Annotated in this window: 20 protein-coding genes and 1 pseudogene; 16 read left to right on the top strand and 5 right to left on the bottom strand. The window is 45.7% G+C overall.

The features are described from left to right. The first annotated feature begins 44 nt into the window (after window positions 1-44). The 8 genes from A10D4_RS06100 (at window position 45) to A10D4_RS06065 (ending at window position 8908) form a co-directional block, all read left to right on the top strand. Window positions 45-1982, top strand: a complete 1938-nt coding sequence (locus A10D4_RS06100) for a BRCT domain-containing protein (RefSeq protein ID WP_008488400.1) — start codon at window positions 45-47, stop codon at window positions 1980-1982. A gap of 84 nt (window positions 1983-2066) precedes the next feature. Next, on the top strand, window positions 2067-2366 hold the full coding sequence (locus A10D4_RS13620; protein ID WP_008488399.1) for a transposase: 300 nt from the start codon (window positions 2067-2069) through the stop codon (window positions 2364-2366). Between the two features lie 32 nt (window positions 2367-2398). Continuing rightward, entirely contained in the window at window positions 2399-3073 is a 675-nt protein-coding gene (locus A10D4_RS06090; protein ID WP_008488397.1) for a hypothetical protein, read from the top strand. After that, entirely contained in the window at window positions 3066-5384 is a 2319-nt protein-coding gene (locus A10D4_RS06085; RefSeq protein ID WP_008488396.1) for a DEAD/DEAH box helicase, read from the top strand. The genes A10D4_RS06090 and A10D4_RS06085 overlap by 8 nt, the downstream gene beginning before the upstream one ends. 546 nt (window positions 5385-5930) lie before the next feature. Beyond that, on the top strand, window positions 5931-6152 hold the full coding sequence (locus tag A10D4_RS06080; RefSeq protein WP_008488395.1) for a hypothetical protein: 222 nt from the start codon (window positions 5931-5933) through the stop codon (window positions 6150-6152). A gap of 3 nt (window positions 6153-6155) precedes the next feature. Continuing rightward, on the top strand, window positions 6156-7010 hold the full coding sequence (locus A10D4_RS13615; RefSeq protein ID WP_008488394.1) for an LPO_1073/Vpar_1526 family protein: 855 nt from the start codon (window positions 6156-6158) through the stop codon (window positions 7008-7010). Between the two features lie 473 nt (window positions 7011-7483). Continuing rightward, window positions 7484-7963 carry a toll/interleukin-1 receptor domain-containing protein gene (locus A10D4_RS14175; RefSeq protein ID WP_192811513.1) on the top strand — a complete coding sequence of 160 codons (480 nt, stop codon included), beginning with the start codon at window positions 7484-7486 and terminating at the stop codon, window positions 7961-7963. A 222-nt stretch (window positions 7964-8185) separates the two neighbouring features. After that, a complete protein-coding gene (locus A10D4_RS06065; RefSeq protein WP_008488392.1) occupies window positions 8186-8908 on the top strand; it encodes a hypothetical protein in 723 nt (240 codons plus the stop codon). A 347-nt stretch (window positions 8909-9255) separates the two neighbouring features. Here A10D4_RS06065 and A10D4_RS13610 read toward each other — a convergent pair whose 3' ends face one another. Further along, window positions 9256-9696 (bottom strand): antitoxin Xre/MbcA/ParS toxin-binding domain-containing protein, encoded by a 441-nt coding sequence (locus A10D4_RS13610; protein ID WP_008488390.1) that lies wholly within the window; start codon window positions 9694-9696, stop codon window positions 9256-9258. Between the two features lie 109 nt (window positions 9697-9805). Between A10D4_RS13610 and A10D4_RS13605 the strand changes: the two are divergent. Next, window positions 9806-10150: pseudogene (locus tag A10D4_RS13605) on the top strand (BRCT domain-containing protein); the annotation flags it as partial. A 90-nt stretch (window positions 10151-10240) separates the two neighbouring features. On the opposite strand, the gene A10D4_RS06050 reads toward A10D4_RS13605, so the two are convergent. From A10D4_RS06050 to gloB, 3 genes are all read right to left on the bottom strand, one after another. Continuing rightward, window positions 10241-10756: a hypothetical protein gene (locus A10D4_RS06050; protein ID WP_008488388.1), complete on the bottom strand. Its 516-nt coding sequence runs from the start codon at window positions 10754-10756 to the stop codon at window positions 10241-10243. A 13-nt stretch (window positions 10757-10769) separates the two neighbouring features. Then, on the bottom strand, window positions 10770-12398 hold the full coding sequence (locus A10D4_RS06045; protein ID WP_008488387.1) for a LysM peptidoglycan-binding domain-containing protein: 1629 nt from the start codon (window positions 12396-12398) through the stop codon (window positions 10770-10772). A gap of 68 nt (window positions 12399-12466) precedes the next feature. After that, window positions 12467-13234 (bottom strand): hydroxyacylglutathione hydrolase, encoded by a 768-nt coding sequence (gene gloB, locus A10D4_RS06040; protein ID WP_008488386.1) that lies wholly within the window; start codon window positions 13232-13234, stop codon window positions 12467-12469. 92 nt (window positions 13235-13326) lie between these two features. On the opposite strand from gloB, the gene A10D4_RS06035 reads away from it, so the two are divergent. From A10D4_RS06035 to A10D4_RS06015, 5 genes are all read left to right on the top strand, one after another. Continuing rightward, window positions 13327-14085, top strand: a complete 759-nt coding sequence (locus A10D4_RS06035) for a class I SAM-dependent methyltransferase (protein ID WP_008488384.1) — start codon at window positions 13327-13329, stop codon at window positions 14083-14085. Between the two features lie 141 nt (window positions 14086-14226). Beyond that, window positions 14227-14979 (top strand): sulfite exporter TauE/SafE family protein, encoded by a 753-nt coding sequence (locus tag A10D4_RS06030; protein WP_040502621.1) that lies wholly within the window; start codon window positions 14227-14229, stop codon window positions 14977-14979. 35 nt (window positions 14980-15014) lie between these two features. Then, complete coding sequence (locus tag A10D4_RS06025; protein ID WP_008488381.1) at window positions 15015-15407, top strand: rhodanese-like domain-containing protein; 393 nt, start codon at window positions 15015-15017, stop codon at window positions 15405-15407. 7 nt (window positions 15408-15414) lie between these two features. Then, window positions 15415-15846, top strand: coding sequence for a YeeE/YedE family protein (locus A10D4_RS06020; protein ID WP_008488380.1), 432 nt, complete (start codon window positions 15415-15417; stop codon window positions 15844-15846). After that, window positions 15839-16261: a DUF6691 family protein gene (locus A10D4_RS06015; protein ID WP_008488379.1), complete on the top strand. Its 423-nt coding sequence runs from the start codon at window positions 15839-15841 to the stop codon at window positions 16259-16261. Before A10D4_RS06020 ends, A10D4_RS06015 begins: the two co-directional genes overlap by 8 nt. Here A10D4_RS06015 and rnhA read toward each other — a convergent pair. After that, window positions 16258-16728, bottom strand: coding sequence for a ribonuclease HI (gene rnhA, locus A10D4_RS06010; protein ID WP_008488378.1), 471 nt, complete (start codon window positions 16726-16728; stop codon window positions 16258-16260). The genes A10D4_RS06015 and rnhA overlap by 4 nt on opposite strands. A 55-nt stretch (window positions 16729-16783) precedes the next feature. Here rnhA and dnaQ point away from each other — a divergent pair, with 55 nt between their 5' ends. Both dnaQ and A10D4_RS06000 read left to right on the top strand, forming a co-directional pair. Further along, a complete protein-coding gene (dnaQ, locus tag A10D4_RS06005) occupies window positions 16784-17482 on the top strand; it encodes a DNA polymerase III subunit epsilon (RefSeq protein WP_008488377.1) in 699 nt (232 codons plus the stop codon). Then, window positions 17470-18834 carry a TIGR03503 family protein gene (locus tag A10D4_RS06000; RefSeq protein ID WP_040502651.1) on the top strand — a complete coding sequence of 455 codons (1365 nt, stop codon included), beginning with the start codon at window positions 17470-17472 and terminating at the stop codon, window positions 18832-18834. Before dnaQ ends, A10D4_RS06000 begins: the two co-directional genes overlap by 13 nt. Window positions 18835-18861: the final 27 nt, after the last annotated feature.

Genomic DNA, 18861 nt, shown 5'->3' with positions numbered 1-18861 from the left:
AGAGCTCAATCAGATTTTCAAATGGCAGCATAGGTGTAGCAGTAATGTCTAATTATAAATTTAACGATAACCAAATCGCCATTATTGAGAAACTGGAACTTAACTCAGATTTATCTGACATAGAGAAGCTCTTCTCTATCAACCATCCTAGCGTTGAACAGTTGGAAACACTGCTTAAAGTCGCTAACGCTCTTTACAGATCTGGTCATCCTATTATTGAAGACAAGGTTTACGACGATTATTTGGATGATTTCAAAACTTTAGATCCTGACAACCCATTCCTATCAAATGTAGAACCCGAAGTTTTAATAGACAGCAAGACAGTTCCCTTACCGAAGAAAATGCTGTCGACTGATAAGGCTTATTCTTTCGAAGAAATCAAAAAATGGACTGAAAGAATTAAGAAGGCTGCTTCGGAAATCGATTTTGACCAAGAGTCAATAGAAATAAAGGTTACCCCAAAGCTGGATGGTTATGCTGCATATGATGATGGCACAAGACTTTATACCCGTGGGGATGGAACAAGAGGTCAAGATATTACTCGTGCATTTAAGCGAGGATTAAAAGTTGCAAATAATGCAGGAAGAGGTTTAGGCCCTGGCGAAATCGTAATCAAAAAGAGTTATTTCGACAAAGTGTTGAGTGGCAAGTTCGAGAACTCTCGAAATATCCAGGCAGCGATTATTTCTGAAAAGAAAGTCGATGAAGATGTTCAAAAGGCAATTGATGATGGTGCTTGTGTTTTCTACCCATTTTCTGAATTAACCAAGTGGGTAGGTAGTATTGATAAGTTATTGTCAGACTTCGAGAGTATTTTTGAAAAAATCTGGAATGCAGTTGATTTTGATATCGATGGATTAATTTTGGAGTCAACGAATTCGCTGCTCAAAGAGTACATGGGTGCTACGAGAAAGTTCCATAGGTGGCAAATCGCATTTAAAGTGAATACTGAATCAGCAGAGGTGGAAGTATTAAAAGTCGTTCCTCAAACTTCGAGAACAGGACGAGTTACACCTGTTGCCGAATTACTCCCGACTAAACTTAGTGGAGCTACTTTAAGTAGAGCGACGGTTCATCATTATATGATGGTGAAGACAAACGGAGTAGGGCCTGGCGCAGTCATTAAGCTAGTTAGAAGTGGTTTGGTCATTCCAAAAATTGAAGCGGTTATAAAACGTGCCGAGCCTGAGTTGCCTCAGAGTTGCCCTAGTTGCAATGCCCATCTTATTTGGGAAGGTGACCATCTGATTTGTCCAAATAAATCGGATTGCCCTGCTCAAACAGAAAATACTTTGATTCATTTTTTTAAGACTTTAGGTAACGTAGATGGTTTTGGGCCTAAGGTAGTTAAAAGAATCACCAATTACGGTATTAAGCATATCCATGAAATTTACCAGATACCCAAACATGAATTTGTTACGTTCGGATTTGGGGATAAGACCTCGCAGAACCTCGTAGATCAACTTAAAGCAAGCAGAGAAATTGAAATTGAGGATTGGAGGTTTCTTGCTGCTTTCGGAGTGAGCCGTCTTGCTGGCGGTAATTGCGAAAAACTGCTTCAGCATCATTCCATAGTTGAGCTCTTCGATGTATCGGTTGAGGAAATGGTTAAAATTGATGGTTTTGCACAACTGAGTGCTGAGGCTATTGTCGAAGGCCTAGCAAACGTCAAAGAAGAATTCTTTAAGGTCTACGAGCTTGGCTTTAACCTAAGCATTACACCTAAGGTGTCTGACAGAGAAGATTTAGATTCACCTATTGCTGGAGCAGTTGTTGTTTTTACCGGTTCCATGCAGCAAGGTTCTCGTGATGATATGGAGAAACATGCAAAATCACTCGGGGCTAAAGTTGCTAAATCAGTTACTGGAAAAACTAAATACTTAGTGGCAGGTGACAAAGTTGGTGAAACAAAAATCACCGCAGCGCATGATAAAGGTGTGACAGTGCTTACTGAACAAGAATACCTTAATTTAATTGGATAATGTTACTCTGAGTGACGGTTATCCAATAAAAACCCACAAGGACGGCGACTTTGGGCATGATAAAGCCCTTAAGAGGGACATGCCATGAAATCAAAACATTTTTCTTTCGAACAGGCCGTTTCCGTAATTCTACAGCGTAAAGTCAGACTGTCAGTAGCCAGATATGCCCTTAAAATGGGCGTAGCTGAAAGCACTTTGTGTACCTGGAAGGAAAAGTACTTAGGGCTTGAGTTAGATGAGGTTCGCGAACTGAATAAGCTTCGTGAAGACATAGTCGGCACAACGGAAAAATCATCCAGCGTATTACAGCGCAAGAAATTATCATCAGAACCTACCGGGGAATTGGAAGGTTTGGTGAGCACGTCTTCTCCTGGTGGGGTGTAATTTTGAACTTATTACATTTTACAGAGACGAAAATGTCAGATTTTGACCCGTCCGCTAAAGGTAAAATTTTTTCGATAGCCATCGAAATATCTAACCTAGAACAGCGTGTGGAAGAGATGATGACTGTAGCCCTTGATACTAGCTGGCTTGATGATCTCGATGTAATTGACCGAATGGGTTATGAAGCACGCTCTAGAAGAACTATTGATAAGATCACCAATGAGATATTGAGCAATGTAGAATCGGAAATTTCGGAAGACTTCGGTGAGTATATGGTTTCTGATGCTGCTCAGACTGCACTAAAGGTGCACTTAGATCACATTCGACTACCTTTAGCTGAATTCATTAAGGAGAAAATTTCAGGTAATCCAGGCTTCGATTTTCATACCGAATCTCCTGCGGCATTCATTGCTTTTGGTGAGGCGAAATATAGTGGTGTGAAAAACGCTTATGGCAGAGCTCTTAGTCAGATCAATAATTTTATTGCCGAAAAAAAAGACGTTCAGGAACTACCAGACCTAAGAAAGTTTGTCACGGAAGCCGCTATACAAAATGCAGCTGCTGGATCTAAGTCATATAGCGCTGCATTTTCCATCACTTCGGACGATTTAGTTGAGATAATGGACAATGCACTTAGTTCAAAGCATATACAAACATTATTGCAATATGAGGCGATATATTTGATAGGAGTTAAGGTAAGTGCTTAACAATATCATTCAAGGAGTTGGCATACGTAAAATCTTAGAGCTATCAATTAGGGAGTTTCATGAACATGGCCCAGTTGATTTGGGCATTTTGGAAAAGCTGAGCTTAATAAAAATTTTTCATCCAGATATTTTCGCTGAATACGAGTCGAAAATTTTAAGTGTTATGGGTTTGTTTTATAAACTGGATAAGCCTAAATCACTCATTGAATCTATCTACCAAAATTTGGGAGATACGATTGAGGACAAGTTTGGTAAGCAGTACACTCCCATGCAGGCTAGCGCTTTTCAGTCTATATCCTCGAAACAATTTTACTCTTTTTCAGCTCCTACAAGTACGGGTAAGTCGCACTTATTCCGAGATTTAATTCAAGAAGAAGAGTTCGATATTGTTATCGTGGTGCCGTCTCGTGCATTGATTGCCGAGTTTTATTCTTCAGTGATTGACCTAGTAAGCAAAGAAGTTTTAGTCCTACAGTTTGTTGAAAACATAAACCAACACCACACCGCAAGGCGGATTTTTATTATAACTCCTGAACGAGGCGTGGAGCTATTTAAATACGTTGATGTATTTGATGTTGGACTTTTCTTATTTGATGAAGCCCAAATCTCTGAGGAGCCAATAAGAGGCATATCATTTGATGCTTTTGTCAGAAGAACAGAAAAATCCTTTCCTGATGCCAAGAAGGTATTTGCGCATCCTTTTATTGCCAATCCAGAAGCTCAATTGTTAAAACATAATTTTATCAAGGATTCGGATTCAAAAAACTTTAAACAAAGTAATGTTGGGAAAGTCAATTTATCTAGGAACGAAGACGGAACCCTCGATTACTTTTCGCCAAACTTCGAGTCAGACATAGTCGCATGTGAAACCGATGTTGTTCGAGAAACACTAATTAATGGTGGCACTGCTCTTATTTACATTTCAAAGAGCAAAATTTTTAATGGAGGTCACATTGAGGGTTTTGGTGAATATATTGAGCTATGCCCATTCGTAAAAAGCAATAATGCACTGGTAATAATCGAACTATTAAAGAAATACATTGGAGCGTCAGACGGGCAATTTGGAAAACAATCCTCTTTCCTAACCCTAATGGAGCGGGGTGTTGTCGTGCATCATGGTTCTATGCCGCTCAAAGCAAGACTTTTGATTGAACAATTCGTTCGTGACGGGCATGCAAAGATTTGTTTTGCAACGGCCACCTTGGTGCAAGGTATAAACATGCCTTTTGACTGCGTGTGGATAGACAATTTTCACAATATGCGAGATTTAACACTTAAAAATTTAATTGGCCGAGCAGGAAGAACCACCTTACGGAAAGGCTACTTTGATTATGGTTATACAATAATTAATAGTAAGAATGTGTCAACTTTCATTAAAAGATTTAATTCCCCCACAACACTAAAGGAAGAATCGAAGTTAGATGATGACTCGAAAAATATACCAGAGGATTTCTCTGACCTAGTAACGGCTATAAAAACTGATACGTTTAATGATGATCTACACCTTACTGACTCCCAAGTACAGCGATTGACAGAGTCAAATTTAGAGGCTGATTTACGATTTATATTGGATAAGTTAATAGATGGCGACAAGACAATAGGTGGTCACCAATATTATGAAATTGAGGATTACGATCGTAAGAAAATAAAAGATAAACTTAAAAACGTTTATATCACCCACCTTAGAAGAACGTCTTTAACTCAAGCTGAGCAGACAATTTTAAGCGCATCAATCCCCCTTTTGCTTTGGAGAGTTCAGGGAAAATCCTTTAGCGAAACTTTATCACTGAGGCATTCATATTTAACAAATCGGGACGAAAGGCGAGCTCTACAGCGGAAATTGAGAAAAAAACTGATTACACAAGAAGAGTATAACGTTGAGTTTAATAAAATAAAAATCAAATACTCAGCTAGAGCAGAGAGTTTACCAAACATAGATGCCAGAGCTTTTCCTTTATTTGGAGGTGGTACATCGGTAAAAGAATTTGATTATGACTTGTTAGTGTATGATACGTACGATTATTTAGATAAAGTTATTAGCTTGTCGTTAGCAGATCCTCTATGTGCGGCTTTGACCATTTATTACGAGAAAACTCAAGATGAACGAGCTAAGGTATTTAAAAACTTTATTCGTTACGGTACAAACGATGAAGTTGAAATTTGGCTGTTAAAATATGGCTTTGACCCAGAGGATACAGAGTGGATCAGCAAGTACGTTCATCATATTGACGAAAACGGGATTATCTTTGTTGATGATTTGAGCGAGCTTAATGATGAACAGCGTTCCATCTTGGAAAGATATATTTATTAGCAACCAACAAGTTATCGGTTGAATGCAGTTACAATCAAATTTTCTTGGCTTATGTCTTCCTACAATAATTGGTGGCTCAAAGCATTGGAATTATTTCGAGTGATTTGCATGAAGGGCTTAAAGCTTTAGGTCTGGGCGTTTTTTCGGTGCACTTAATCAGAACTGGCATTTTCACTTTCTAGCAAAACACTTAAAGCTATGCGCAAGCGCAAGTGGCTTTTTCTCAAGGATTATCTAATCTGGCCAGATATTGCTGAAGCGTGGTGAGATTCCTGGCGCGTTTTGTCGGAAATCTTGCGTATTTTTGCTTGTCGGCACAAATTGAGTCTTGTAAAGTCAATAAGATAAGAAAGTGCAGCCAGTGATATCAGGCACAGCGTAAAAACAACATGAGCATGCTCAGTTTGTTTTCCAAGGGAAAGAGCCTCTCTAGTTATAATTCTTCGCTACTTTAATGTACTGACTCCATGCGTTGCCGAAGTAAAAGCCGAGAAAGCGTTCTGGCACATTATTCAAATGTTATATTCTCAGAGCTACGGAGATGAAATGAAGTTATTCAGCCAATTGGTTACGTTAGTCGGTATTTTAATATCGGGATTTTATTCATACGTGAATGACTATAGCTTTGAAGGAGTTGTCGCATTTCTTTCGTTTCTCGCTGCTTTCGCCGCAACTTTCTTTTTTGGCAAAAATTCTAATATGAGCCAGAAGGTAGGCGAAAATTCCAAAGCCTATCAATCAGGCAGAGATATTAACATTAAGGAATAGGTCGTGATTGGAGACATGAAGCAAGAAACTGGCAAAAATTCAGATGCTTACCAAGCAAAGCGAGATATCAATATCACCCATCAGGGTATGGACTATCAAAACGTCAAACAGCTATGTCTTGATTTGATACATGACAATTTCCCTAAGCTCCAAGAAGAAGCTATGAAGCAGGTCAATGAAAATGTTATGGCCTTAGCTAGTGAGCTAAAGACTGAGATTGCGAAAAAACAAGCCGTTACTGATCCAGAAAAATTGGCACAACCTGATGTCCAGGCGGCCTTGAATGAGGCAGTTCAGGGAGCTGCTAAAAAAGGTAAAAAAGCTGACTTAAATTTATTGGCAAGTTTGGTCGCTTCAAGAATTGATAGGGGCAATAGTGATTTATTAGATATTACTATTGAAGAAGCAATACGACTCACGCCTAAGCTCACTAGAGCGCACATAAATTTTCTTAGTATTAAGCACTTCGTGTCAAGCATGACGATTCAGGTGCCGAATGTTTCATTTGGGCATCTAGAGCAATTTGCTTCACCAGTTCTAGCCGCCTTTGGGCGAAACTGCGTGCTGTCAGTGCCAAATATTCAGTATTTGGCGGGGGTTGGAGTTTTAGATTTCAATCCCATGTTTGGCCATGATGCATATGACATTCAGTTTAAGGGTTATCCCTCGCTCGCAGTGAACACGCAGGAATTTAAAGAAAGAGTAAAAGGTCAGGCGCCGAGTTTAAATAAACTTTTGGAGCTATATGAGAAAGAAAAATTCTCATCGGCCAACTTAAACAGTTTCGGCCAAGTTATCGCTCTTACAAACCTGGGGCGTATTTTTGGAAATATGGACCTTAAGATATGGATAAATTGAACATAACAAACGACGGTTGTCGGACTCGCCTATACTGTGCTCCGGCTCGCCGCAAAGCCGGGCGTTAGGATTGCTCAGCACCCAATCAGCTATGAATAGAATATAGGGAATCAAAAATCCAGATGAGTTGGAGTCGCTTAAAAACTGTAGTTCGGGGAGCTCAGGCTGCTATCGAATCAGAGCCCAAACACTTAGCCCCCTTGCGGCCCATTGTAAGTGAGGCGGTTCTCCTCCTATCTAATCCGCCAACTAAAGAGTCTCAAGACGAGCTCAGGTACCTATTAACGAAAATCCAAGAATTTGTAATTCCATGGCGACCCTCACCCAGACCAAGGTCTGGTGTCTTCTATATACAACCCAAGTGGGCGAAAAGCACGGATTCCCAAGCGACGGAAGCGTTGGCTATGCTCGATGCCCTTCCCGCGGCACAGGCAATAACTGCGGATTCGGTGCCAGCACTAGGAAACATGACAATGAAAGTATTCGTAAGTCACTCCAGCGCAGATAAGGCAATTGCGGAAACATTCGTACAGTTGGTGCGTGGAGCCCTCAATATTTCATCAAAAGAGATTCGCTGCACAAGTGTCGAGGGCTATAAACTGCCCGCGGGCTCAGAGTCTAGCGAACAACTTCGCAGCGAGGTGTTTGGATGTGATCTTTTCATAGCTTTGCTAAGCCCCGCTAGTATGCAGTCAGTTTATGTAATGTTTGAACTCGGGGCTCGGTGGGGTACCAAACGATATTTCGCACCGATTATGGTTGCGGGCACCACACCAGGCGATCTCAAGCCTCCTTTATCCGGCGTTCACGCCATCGACGGAACATCTGAATCGGATGTGCACCAACTTCTTGCTGACATGGGGGCTAAGCTCTCCTTACCGGTGGAAGGACCTAGTACATACGTCAAGGTACTCCGCGGGTTCATTAACCAAGCGTCAGCGACCATGAAATAATGCCTAACAAACAGTTCTACGGAGACCAGAGCACCCCGTTATGCCTTTTGCATAATATGCAAAAGTCACGCCTGGGCACTTTGGCTGGTGAATATGGGCGTTAATATTCGGTAAATTAGTCGGGACGCCTAACAAGCCACGTCAGTGGGACATATTTTGCCTCGCTGCGCTCAAAACGCAAAATATGCCTATGTTTGGCGGCGTTAGCTAAAGGAGAGAAGCGTGCTAGAGATAGCTGCAAAACTGCAACCGTTTGAGGCCGCCTGCTGGAAGCAGAGCGAACAATACCTGACAAAAGCTCCAGACGACTTTCGAAGGGCAACCAGGGATTTTGACGCGCTTTTGCAACACTTCTATATGTTCTCTTGCTGCCACTGGGGCTGCCACGGTAAGGAGCACGTATTCGAGTACCTGGCTGGCCGTTCAGTGTCACACTTAGTCTCATCGCATAGATTGATGCTTAGCGGCTACTACGATGAATCGATGTCTTTGGTTCGTAGCGTTGGCGAGATTGCAAACCTATTGAATCTTTTCTGGGTCGAGAATTCGGCAGTCCGTACCTGGCTAGACGCTCCTCAGAAGCAGCGGATGAGGGAGTTTTCTCCATATGCAGTGCGCAAACGACTCAGGGACCATGATTGGCTGATTCCCTTCGATGATGACCACTATAGGCGTTTGTGTGAGGCCGTGGTTCATCCGACGCCTAAAACTCGCCCCAACGCCCATGATGATGAGCGGCAGCCTGCACTGGGGGCATACTTTCAAGCGGAAGGTTTCGAGACTGCGTCGTGGGAGCTATATTGGGCATTAGCTGTGGTTACTGGTCCAACCGCTAAGCTTGCCATCCTTCAACAAGAGCATATGGAGAAAATGGTTGATCTAACAATATCTCTGTTTGAAATCGCAGCGAAGTACGTCGACAGCCCAACTCATGAAGGCGGCTAACAAGCGCAAGCACTCGGAACAAAATTTCGTTTCGCTAAAATTTGTCCAGTGTTGCGGGCGTTACGTATGAGAGTGACATTATGCCAAGCCATAATGTCATGCGCTACTGCACTCGTGTGAGTCGGTGGGACCGCCACTGACGTCCTAAATCGGGCCATTAAGTCAACGGTAATCCTACGGGGGTTTGTGGAAACTTTTAGAATTGTTTTGGAGTACAACCACTATCAGTATCAGGAAACTATCGAGAGTTAACGCCCTTATTATTAGCCTCCTCTCAATAAAATCAGATCAAACCAGAGAATGAATTGCTCAGGTATTAAGTTTTGCTTAAATGATAAACCCAGATCCTATGAATAGATTTCGCGCTCCAAACGCGCAATCAAATCCAGAACGGCCAGAGTGTTAGCGCGGTTGTCTAGCATATTAATAAGACGTTTATGCCCAAGACCACGGACTTTTTTAGTAATCCACTCGACAGCTGCTTTGCGATCACCCTCAAATAGATCGGTTGCTCGGGAGAACACCTCTATGAGGCTGTACAGCCGATTACTTTCATTCATGGTAAAGCGACTATCTCTCTTTCGACGCTGGAAGGTTGTTGAGGGGATACGGAGCGTATCACGCATGCTGTCTGGGTTACCCCCATCAAGGAAGGCAAACAAGTAGAGAACTTTTATCGGGAGCCCATTCATGACTTGTTCGCGCAGTTGAGCGTCCTCGTTTGGAAAACCCAGTTCTGCCCAAATATTTGGAGGCCCTGTAACTGGAATGTATTCACGCAGCTCCATAAAACTCCAGTTGGTTAATTGTGAATGTGCTACACGAATGAAAGTAGCACAGGTTTAGTTAAATTCCCCCATATATACACCTACGAAGATAACGCAGGACGGCTGTGTGGTGGTGGCTAAGCATATTTATCATTTCTTCCGTGAAAGTCATAACCAAGCGGTGATCGAGGCGTTACGCGATTGCCTCAGTTGGCCATCGATGGCAGTTAACGAGGCAACCGATGCGAGTTTAGCGGGCAATACTTATGTGTTAACCGGGACCTTGCAGAATATGACTCGCGACGAAGCCAAACAGGCCTTGCAAGCGCGCGGTGCTAAAGTCGCCGGTAGCGTGTCAAAAAAGACCACGGCGGTGATCGCTGGCGATAACGCAGGCTCTAAGCTTAGCAAAGCGGAACAGCTGGGCGTGACAATTTTGAGCGAAGCGGAGCTGGTTGCGCTGCTGGCGCAGTAAGTTGCTGTTTGATATGGATTATACTTAACCTGCGAAACTGCTGGTATGGTGATTGCCACATTTTTATCAGTTTAGTGATGTCGCCAATGACTAACGCTGCAGACTGTGGTCGCTGAGGTTTTTGTTATAACCGCTGCCATTAATACCGATGATGCCATTCTGGTCAAATTCAAACATCACGGTAGGGTGAGTGGTATCCAATAGATAGCTACTGCTATCGATGCTGACTTCGATGTTCTCGTAGCCGATTTCATTGCGCTCGTCGTCGCTCTGACTGCGCTGCTTGAAAGACACATGATGGCTGCCGACGCGAACATCGAAGCCGTTAATATAGCCATCGGCAAATTCGGCCACGTAAATTAAGCCGTCTTTATTGACAATCACGTTCAAAATATAGCTTTCGGGCACTTCATCGGTTTGAATGCGCGACTTACCCGCGCGAAAGTACATTTTGTCGAATACCTGTTTGAACGATAATTCAAAATTCACCGATTCGGTGCGGCCTGACGGATAGGTGACTTTGCCACGCACCATCTCGCTAAACTCAGCGTGAGCCAAGCCGCTCACGAATAAGCTTGTAGTCAGCATAATTAATCGAATCGGCATAGTGACGACCCCTTTAAATATTGACGCGAGTGACATCGACAAATAACTGTAAGCGCTGGCCTGGCTGCAAGTAATTGCGGCGATTAATTTGGTTCCAGTGCTCAATTTGTTTGATGGTCACATTAAAACGGTTGGCGATACGCGCCAGCGAGTCACCATTCCGCACCTGATAGGTCACCTTACGAATAACGCCGTCGCTATTTTTAGCTTGTTTGCTGGTCAGCCAAATTGCCAGCTTTTGACCTGGGCGCAGTGGATCGGTGGGAGCCATGCCGTTCCACTTAGCCAGACTACGTAAGTTAACCTTATATTCGCGGCTAATATCCCATAAGGTATCGCCACGATTAACTACATAATCAATACGTTGACTGCCATGTTGGCGACTTTGGCTGGCTGCCAATCGTTGCCCAGCGGACAATACATAGTCATCCAGTTCGGTTGCCGCAACCGGGATTAATAAATGATCGCCGGCACGAATAATACTGCCATTGATGTTATTGGCCTGCTGAATGACGTCGGGCGTGGTGTGGTAACGTTTAGCAATGAGCAATAAATTTTCGCCCGACTTAACTTCATGGCGAGTCCATTGCAACCACTCTTGTTTATCGAGTGCTGCTAACTTTTCTTCAAAACTGGCGGCCTTCTGTAGCGGTATTAACAGTCGGTGTGGACCATCGGGGGCAGTTGCCCAGCGGTTATAGCCAGCATTCAGCATTTGTAGATCAGCCAGTGGCATGTCGGCCAATTCGGCAGCCTTGGCTAAATCGATTTGGCTATCTAACTCGATGCGCTCCAACTGCGGCACATTGTCGATCGGATACCAATCAAAACCGTAAGCATCGTTATTCTTCAGAATATCTGCTAACGCCAGTAATTTAGGGACGTAAGCGCGAGTTTCGCGCGGTAGATCTAATGACCAGAAGTCGGTCGGCTTATGCGCACGTTTATTTTTGCGAATCGCATTAGCAACTCGGCCTTCACCTGAATTATAAGCCGCTAACGCCTGCATCCAGTTACCATCAAAATACTTATGCAAGTAGGACAGATAGTCGAGTGCTGCTTCGGTAGCGGCATAAACATCGCGCCGACCGTCATACCACCAATCGATACCTAAGCCGAAGTGCTGTGCGGTGCCTGGGATAAACTGCCAAATCCCAGAAGCACGGCCGTGTGAATAAGCAAAGGGATCAAAAGCACTTTCAACGATCGGTAATAATGCCAGCTCCAGCGGCATGTCTCGTGCTTCAACTTGTTCTACAATCATGTACAAAAACGGCGCTGCACGTTTGGCTACACGTTCCATATAGTGCGGGTTACGCAAGTACCACTGGCGTTGCACATCAATACGCTTGTTATCTGGAATAGCCAACTTCATCTGCATGCGAATACGCTGCCAGAGTAAAGCTTGTTGCTGCGGTGACACCACCGCTTGCGCCGTTACCGTATCTGTCGCCACAGGTGCTTGCTTCGCAATCGGCGAGGTCAACGCAAAAGCTTGTAAGCCCTGCTGTAAAGGTAGGCTTTGAGGGCCAGTTGCGTGATTGGCAACTGCCGGTTCTGCATCGTTGGTTGAGGTTAATTGACAACCGCTAAGGATCAGCGTTAATCCACACAGGCTGCTTGCAGCAACGTTCTTTATCATCGGTCAATCTCTATTTGGCCGTTAAATCTTTACTGTTTGTTAACACAGCGTGATGGCAGTGTATAGAATTAGTCGTGGTCTTTCCACTGCCTAATAGTTGCAAACACCGCCGCGGCATCGCTCAGTGGATGACCCACGTGAGTTTCTGCTGCGGTTTTGACGCTAGCCTGATCGGCACGTAAAAACGGATTCACGGCTAGCTCTTGTAGCAAGCTGCTAGGTAAACTGGGTTGTTGCTGTTGGCGTAACCAGTTCACTCGTTCGCGGTAGTTTTGCAGCAGTACATTGTCTGGCTCAACTTTACTGGCGAAGGCTAAGTTGGCTTGCGTATATTCGTGTGCACAATAGACTCGTGTATCACCGGGGAGTTCGCGCAGGCGTTGTAAAGATGACCAAAAACCAACTGCGTCACCTTCGAACATACGGCCGCAACCACCTGAGAATAATGTATCACCGCAAAATAAGTAGCCGCGCGCATAAAACACAATGTGATCGAGAGTATGACCCGGTGTCGCCATAATTTGAAACTGTTGTTGTAAGCTGGGTAAGTGAATGACATCGCCATCGACTAAGCTTTCATCAATATCCGTAAATGGACTGTCGGCAGGTCCGTAAACGCGACACTTTGGGTAATGTTCGCGTAACTTCGCGACGCCGCCAGTGTGGTCATGATGGTGGTGAGTCAATAAAATCGCTGCTAAAGTTAATTGCTGTTCGGTCAGTACCCGTAATACCGGCTCAGCTTGACCGGGGTCGACAACCACGGCACTGTCATCGGTGTGACGTAATAACCAAATATAGTTATCGTCAAAAGCGGGAATGGCGCTGACTTGCATGGGCTATCCTCTGGTCTGCGGGTGAATGATGAGCGCTTCGTTGCTCAGCGTCGAGTGATCAGTCAGTAACGTGATTATACAAGGAAAACGGCGTGCGGTTAAAACCGGCTCTATTAGAACATTGTCTGACCAGCCCCAACAACTGGCAGCAACTGGCTCACGGGGAGTGGTTACTGCAGCAAGCCAATGAGGTCATTGCGGAACCATTGAGTCAGGCGTTTGGTTACCATCTGATTAAATGCGGTAATCTGGCCGCTCAGCTCGACACGCAATGCTCGCCGGTGAAACATCAGCTAACGATGTTGAGTGAATTAAGCGACCTCAATGCTGACGCTCAGTTACAAGCTAGCTACTGCCACTGGCCATTCGCCGAAGCCAGTATTGATGCCGTGTTGATGGCAGGCGTGTTGGAGTTTGAGCGTGACCCCCATCAAGTGTTGCGCGAGGCTACTCACAGCCTTATCGCTGACGGTCATCTGTTGTTAATTGGTTTTAATCCCTTATCGCCGGCGGTATTACCCGGCTTAATTCAGTTTGAGCAACGCCAATACCCCTGGCGAGGACGCTACTTCACTCGTGCTCGGGTGTTGGATTGGTTGGCGTTATTACACTACGAAGTCATTGATAGTCAGTATTTTGCCGCCAGTTTGTTGTGGCCTAAATTGACGCCGAAAAGCAATCCCAGCCCAGCTTGGTTACAAGCACTCGCCAAGCGTTTGCCGTTGTTGGGGAGTTGCTATCTTATTGTTGCCCGCAAGCGCGAATACCCGTTGACCCTGGTGGGTAAGAAAAAGCGTCAAGCAAAACCTGTCAATGGTTTGCGTTTAGCTGGCATGAGTCAACGCCGTTAACTGCGCATGCACAGCGCAATGCAAAAATAGTTGCAGATCAGCCCAATTGTGCCAAACTCGCCTTATAAGTTCATTTTGGTTATAAGGTAATAGCTAAAAGTGATAAGCGAGTTTTTTTCTACGGCAAGTTCGAACTTGGCAATGACAGTGCCAGCCGCATTGCTCATCGGCTTGAGTTTAGGCTTATTCGGCTCGGGTGGCTCAATCTTAACGCTACCGCTGTTACTTTATGGGCTACAGCTTCCGGCCAAAATCGCGATCGCCGCATCGTTATTCATTGTTGGCAACATTGCGTTGTTAAGCGTCATGGGTTATCTGAGCAACGCTGAGCAACGTCGCCAAATACAGGGGCGGCATGTGCTGTGGTTCGGACTACCCGGGATGCTCGGTACATACTTAGGTGCTTGGCTAGGCGGATTAGTCGATAGTGTCTGGCAGTTAACCTTGTTTAGTTTATTGATGTTGTTAGCCAGTTACCGTATGTGGCAATCGCCGACACAGCAACTACAACCGCATCAAGCGCCAATAGGGGTCTTATTGTTGGTCGGCTGCGGCGTCGGGGTAGCAACTGGATTTGTCGGTGTGGGTGGCGGTTTCTTAATCGTTCCCGCGTTAGTGCTGTTAGCTGGGCTAACCTTGCCTGCCGCAATAGCGACTAGTTTAGTGATCATTGTCCTACAAAGTTACAGCGGCTTCGTGCGTTATTGGTGGGACTTGCACCAGCAACAACAAAGTTTACCGTGGCTTGCCATGCTGACCATTATTGTGATCGGAGCGATGGGCAGTCGCATAGGTAAAGGACTGGGACAACGCCTACCGACGCTCGCATTAAAACGTAGTTTCGCTATATTTTTAGTGTTGATGGCAGCGCTGGTGATGACGCAGTCGCTGTAGGCCATGCTAACCGTTTTTGTATAAAGGAGTTAACGATGAATCTGATGAACCCCCAACAGTTATGTCAAGCCGCGCAGGACAACGTGCAGCAAGTCTCGATTGAACAATTGCGGGCGGCGTTAGCCGATGGGCAGCGCTTAATTGATGTACGCGAGCCGGCAGAATTTAGCAGTGGTCACATTGCCGACGCAGTCAACATGCCGCGCGGTGTATTAGAGATGCAACTGGCTCAACACCCCGATGTTGCCGGTTATGATGACGCTTTACAGCGCATGGCGAAGGACCCGTTGTATTTAATTTGCCGCTCCGGTGGGCGTTCTGCATTGGCGGCTGAGAGTTTACAAAGAATGGGCTTTAAACAGGTTTATTCGGTCAGTGGTGGCATGAGTGCTTGGCAACAAGCCGAGTTACCACAAGTGACAGAGTGAAGCGGCTATGGTGACGGAATTCACACCGCTCAGCGGGGTTATCGGTGGCGTGCTAATTGGTTTAGGGGCGCTGCTGCTGTGGTGGCTATTAGGTCGAGTCGCAGGCATTTCAGGTATTACTGCTGGCTTTTTGTTTGAAAGCGGTGGACGTCGCTGGCGGGCGGGGTTTTTATTGGGTTTATTAACCACACCGATGCTTTATCTAGCGTGGGTTCACGACGCCTTAAATGTCAGTTGGCATGCCCCTGAAGTCTCTTGGTGGGTGGCCTTAGCGGGACTGTTAGTCGGCTTGGGCACACGCTGGGGGAGTGGCTGCACGAGTGGTCATGGGGTCTGTGGTATGAGTCGTTGGTCGCCACGGTCAATCTTGGCTACCGTTATTTTTATGCTGGCAGGTATTGTCGTTGCCAGTTTCTTTAACGGAGTACAGTATGCGTAGCTTTATTGCCGCTTGGCTGGCGGGGGCACTGATGGCGTTGGGGATCACGTTATCCGGCATGATTGACCCCGTTAAGGTGGTTAACTTTTTGAATCTACGTGGGCATTGGGACCCAACATTGTTGCTGGTCATGGTCAGTGCGTTTTTAACCTACAGTGTTGGTTACTGGCTCAGCCGTCGGCGTCAACGACCATTGTGGCATGAACGTTTTCATCTCCCGGAAAAGCACCAGATCGACCGACCATTAGTGCTGGGAGCGTTGTTGTTTGGTGTCGGTTGGGGCTTGGTTGGCTACTGTCCAGGTCCTGCCTTGGCCGCCTTGGGCGGCTTGCAAGCTGGCACACTGTTGTTTGTGGCGACCATGCTGTTGGGCTTTAGCTTAGCTAAACGTTGGCCACTGACCCGCAGAAATTAAGTCTGATAGCCGTGGTCGGTGGCCAAATCGTTACCGCCCGCGGCAGTGCGCGCAAGTTCGTCGCAACGTTCATTTTGCGGATGACCCGCATGTCCTTTTACCCAGTGCCAAGCAATTTGATGGCGCTGACATTGTTGGTCTAAGGCTTGCCATAAGTCAGCGTTTTTGACCGTTTTCTTATCCGCGGTGCGCCAACCGTTGCGTTTCCAGTTATGGATCCATTGCGTAATGCCTTGCCGCAAATATTGGCTGTCACTATACAGTTCGACCTGACAGGGTTGGGTGAGCGTTTCTAAAGCACGCACCGCCGCCAGCATTTCCATACGATTATTGGTGGTTAATTGATAACCTTGCTGCAATTCTTTACGGTGTTTTCCATACTCTATAATGGCACCATAACCGCCCGGTCCTGGGTTACCTAAACAAGAACCGTCGGTAAAAATGTTTACCTGCTTCTGCTGTCGCATAGATGTTGCTACTATGGCTGCTATCTGAATGAGCGTGAGTATAACAGGAATTTTTATGCGGCAAGTGGTGTTAGATACAGAAACCACCGGTATTGACCCTAAACAAGGTCATCGTATTATCGAAATCGGCTGTGTTGAACTGGTTAATCGACGTTTGACCGGTAATCATTATCACGTCTATATCAACCCCGAGCGGGTGGTCGAGCAAGAGGCCATCGAGGTGCACGGCATTACCAATGAATATTTGGCCGATAAGCCGGTATTCGCTCAGATTGCCGATGACTTTTTAAGTTTTATTCAGGGCGCCGAACTGGTTATTCACAACGCACCTTTTGACGTCGGCTTTATGGAGCATGAGTTTCAAAAGCTGAATCCGCAATTTGGTCAGGTCGCCGATTACTGTAGCGTATTGGATACCTTACAGTTAGCGCGTAAAAAGCATCCCGGACAAAAGAATAATTTGGATGCCTTGTGTCGCCGATATCATGTCGATAACTCATCGCGCGAACTGCACGGCGCGTTATTGGATGCCGAGATTTTAGCCGACGTTTATTTGTTAATGACCGGTGGCCAAACTAAGTTAGATTTAGCGAGTCGCCAGCAGCAGCAGGGGCAGCGTGGCACCGAAATCAGTCGTATAAAACAACGCCCAGCGCTAAAGGTTTTAGCGGCAACCGCCGATGAAGAGAAGGCACATCAACAGCGTTTGGCGCTAGTTGCAGAAGCAGGGGGTAAGTGTCTTTGGCAAGATTAATCGGGCGCTGGGCGACAGCCGTAGCGTTAAGTTTGGCGGTATCGGCAGTTGCATTGACTGCTGCAGCGCAACCAGCAACAACCGCTGAGGGCAAGCCTGAGCCGGGTTCTGATGCCTGGAAGAAACAAGCCTTTAAGATGTTTGGTGATATCGGCAATAACCAGTTGCCGTTTGAGGGTAAACGTTTTCGCATTGACTATCAGGTCGACGATATCAGCTTGGTCTTTTTTCGTGAACGCAATAGTGCACCCATTATTCTGGTGCTACCGGATGGCAGTAAATGGTACGAAGCCAAGCATCCACTCGACAAGGTTACTTGGTATAGCGATGAGACCTTTGACATGGTCAACATCAAACAACCACCACCAGGGCCTTGGCAGGTTGTCGGTACGTTATCGCAACAAAGCAAAGCGATGGTGGTTACCGATGTACAGTTTCATGCCGAGCCATTACCGCCGCGCGTGTTCCGTGGCGAAAAATTAAAGACCACTGGCTACCTGACTAACGGTGACGATGCCGTTGAAACCTCGGCATTTGAAGATGCAGTGCGGCTGGATGTGCTATTTGTCAGCAGTAATAACCCGGAATACAGTAATTTTGGCGTGGATCCGGCGCGAGTTGGCAGTTTTACCGACGATGGTAAAGGTTTAGATGAAAAACCGGGGGATGGCGTGTTTACCGGTGAATTTAATTTACGCCTAGAAGAAGGCGAGTACGTCCCCACTTATCGCGTCATGACACCGCTTTATAATCGTTCAGAAGAAGCTCAGCCTATCGTGGTTGAAGCCAGTCCGGTGACCATGGAGATCAAGCAAGCCGAAAACCCGCAGCAAGACCATCAGTTGCAAATCAGCGTTGCTAACGATCGCTTGCAAGCTGATAGCATCGTGTTAACGGGGACGACTTTGTTTCCTAATGGTGAACGCCGCGAATTTACCACGCCAGCTATGCAAGCGCCGCCCTATAGTATCGCTATCCCTAACTTAGCCTTTGGCCGCTACTTAGTGCGAGCCGAGTTATTTGCGACCACCACCGATGGCCGTGAAATACAATTGAAGTTGGATGACTTTCAGTTTATTACCCGTGAAATTGCGCCACAACCGAGCAAAGAACAACTCGCGGAACAAAAACGTCAGCAACAATTAGCCGAACAACAGGCATTAGCTGAACAACGCGCGGCGGAAGAAGCGGCTGCGACGCGCGGTATCGTTATTGTGGTAATGGTTAATCTCAGTATTTTGTTAGCCGCTATCGGATTTGTGGTGTGGCGCAGACGAAAAGCGAGACAGCCATCAACGGCAACCGAAGCGACCCAAGAAAAAACGCCTGAAAAAGCTAAAAATGGAGAATAAATGTGCGTTTTGCGCAAAAAATAGCGG

The organism is Idiomarina xiamenensis 10-D-4 (assembly GCF_000299895.1).
GTDB lineage: Bacteria > Pseudomonadota > Gammaproteobacteria > Enterobacterales > Alteromonadaceae > Idiomarina > Idiomarina xiamenensis.
This window is presented reverse-complemented; position numbering and strand designations above follow the sequence as displayed.

Coding starts and splice junctions, on each gene's coding strand:
- dnaQ (WP_008488377.1), top strand. CDS start 16,784: ATGCGGCAAGTGGTGTTAGATACAGAAACCACCGGTATTGACCCTAAA.
- gloB (WP_008488386.1), bottom strand. CDS start 13,234: ATGCAAGTCAGCGCCATTCCCGCTTTTGACGATAACTATATTTGGTTA.
- A10D4_RS06030 (WP_040502621.1), top strand. CDS start 14,227: ATGACAGTGCCAGCCGCATTGCTCATCGGCTTGAGTTTAGGCTTATTC.
- A10D4_RS06025 (WP_008488381.1), top strand. CDS start 15,015: ATGAATCTGATGAACCCCCAACAGTTATGTCAAGCCGCGCAGGACAAC.
- A10D4_RS06020 (WP_008488380.1), top strand. CDS start 15,415: ATGGTGACGGAATTCACACCGCTCAGCGGGGTTATCGGTGGCGTGCTA.
- A10D4_RS06015 (WP_008488379.1), top strand. CDS start 15,839: ATGCGTAGCTTTATTGCCGCTTGGCTGGCGGGGGCACTGATGGCGTTG.
- A10D4_RS06090 (WP_008488397.1), top strand. CDS start 2,399: ATGTCAGATTTTGACCCGTCCGCTAAAGGTAAAATTTTTTCGATAGCC.
- rnhA (WP_008488378.1), bottom strand. CDS start 16,728: ATGCGACAGCAGAAGCAGGTAAACATTTTTACCGACGGTTCTTGTTTA.
- A10D4_RS13620 (WP_008488399.1), top strand. CDS start 2,067: ATGAAATCAAAACATTTTTCTTTCGAACAGGCCGTTTCCGTAATTCTA.
- A10D4_RS06100 (WP_008488400.1), top strand. CDS start 45: ATGTCTAATTATAAATTTAACGATAACCAAATCGCCATTATTGAGAAA.
- A10D4_RS14175 (WP_192811513.1), top strand. CDS start 7,484: ATGAAAGTATTCGTAAGTCACTCCAGCGCAGATAAGGCAATTGCGGAA.
- A10D4_RS06050 (WP_008488388.1), bottom strand. CDS start 10,756: ATGCCGATTCGATTAATTATGCTGACTACAAGCTTATTCGTGAGCGGC.
- A10D4_RS06080 (WP_008488395.1), top strand. CDS start 5,931: ATGAAGTTATTCAGCCAATTGGTTACGTTAGTCGGTATTTTAATATCG.
- A10D4_RS06045 (WP_008488387.1), bottom strand. CDS start 12,398: ATGATAAAGAACGTTGCTGCAAGCAGCCTGTGTGGATTAACGCTGATC.
- A10D4_RS13610 (WP_008488390.1), bottom strand. CDS start 9,696: ATGGAGCTGCGTGAATACATTCCAGTTACAGGGCCTCCAAATATTTGG.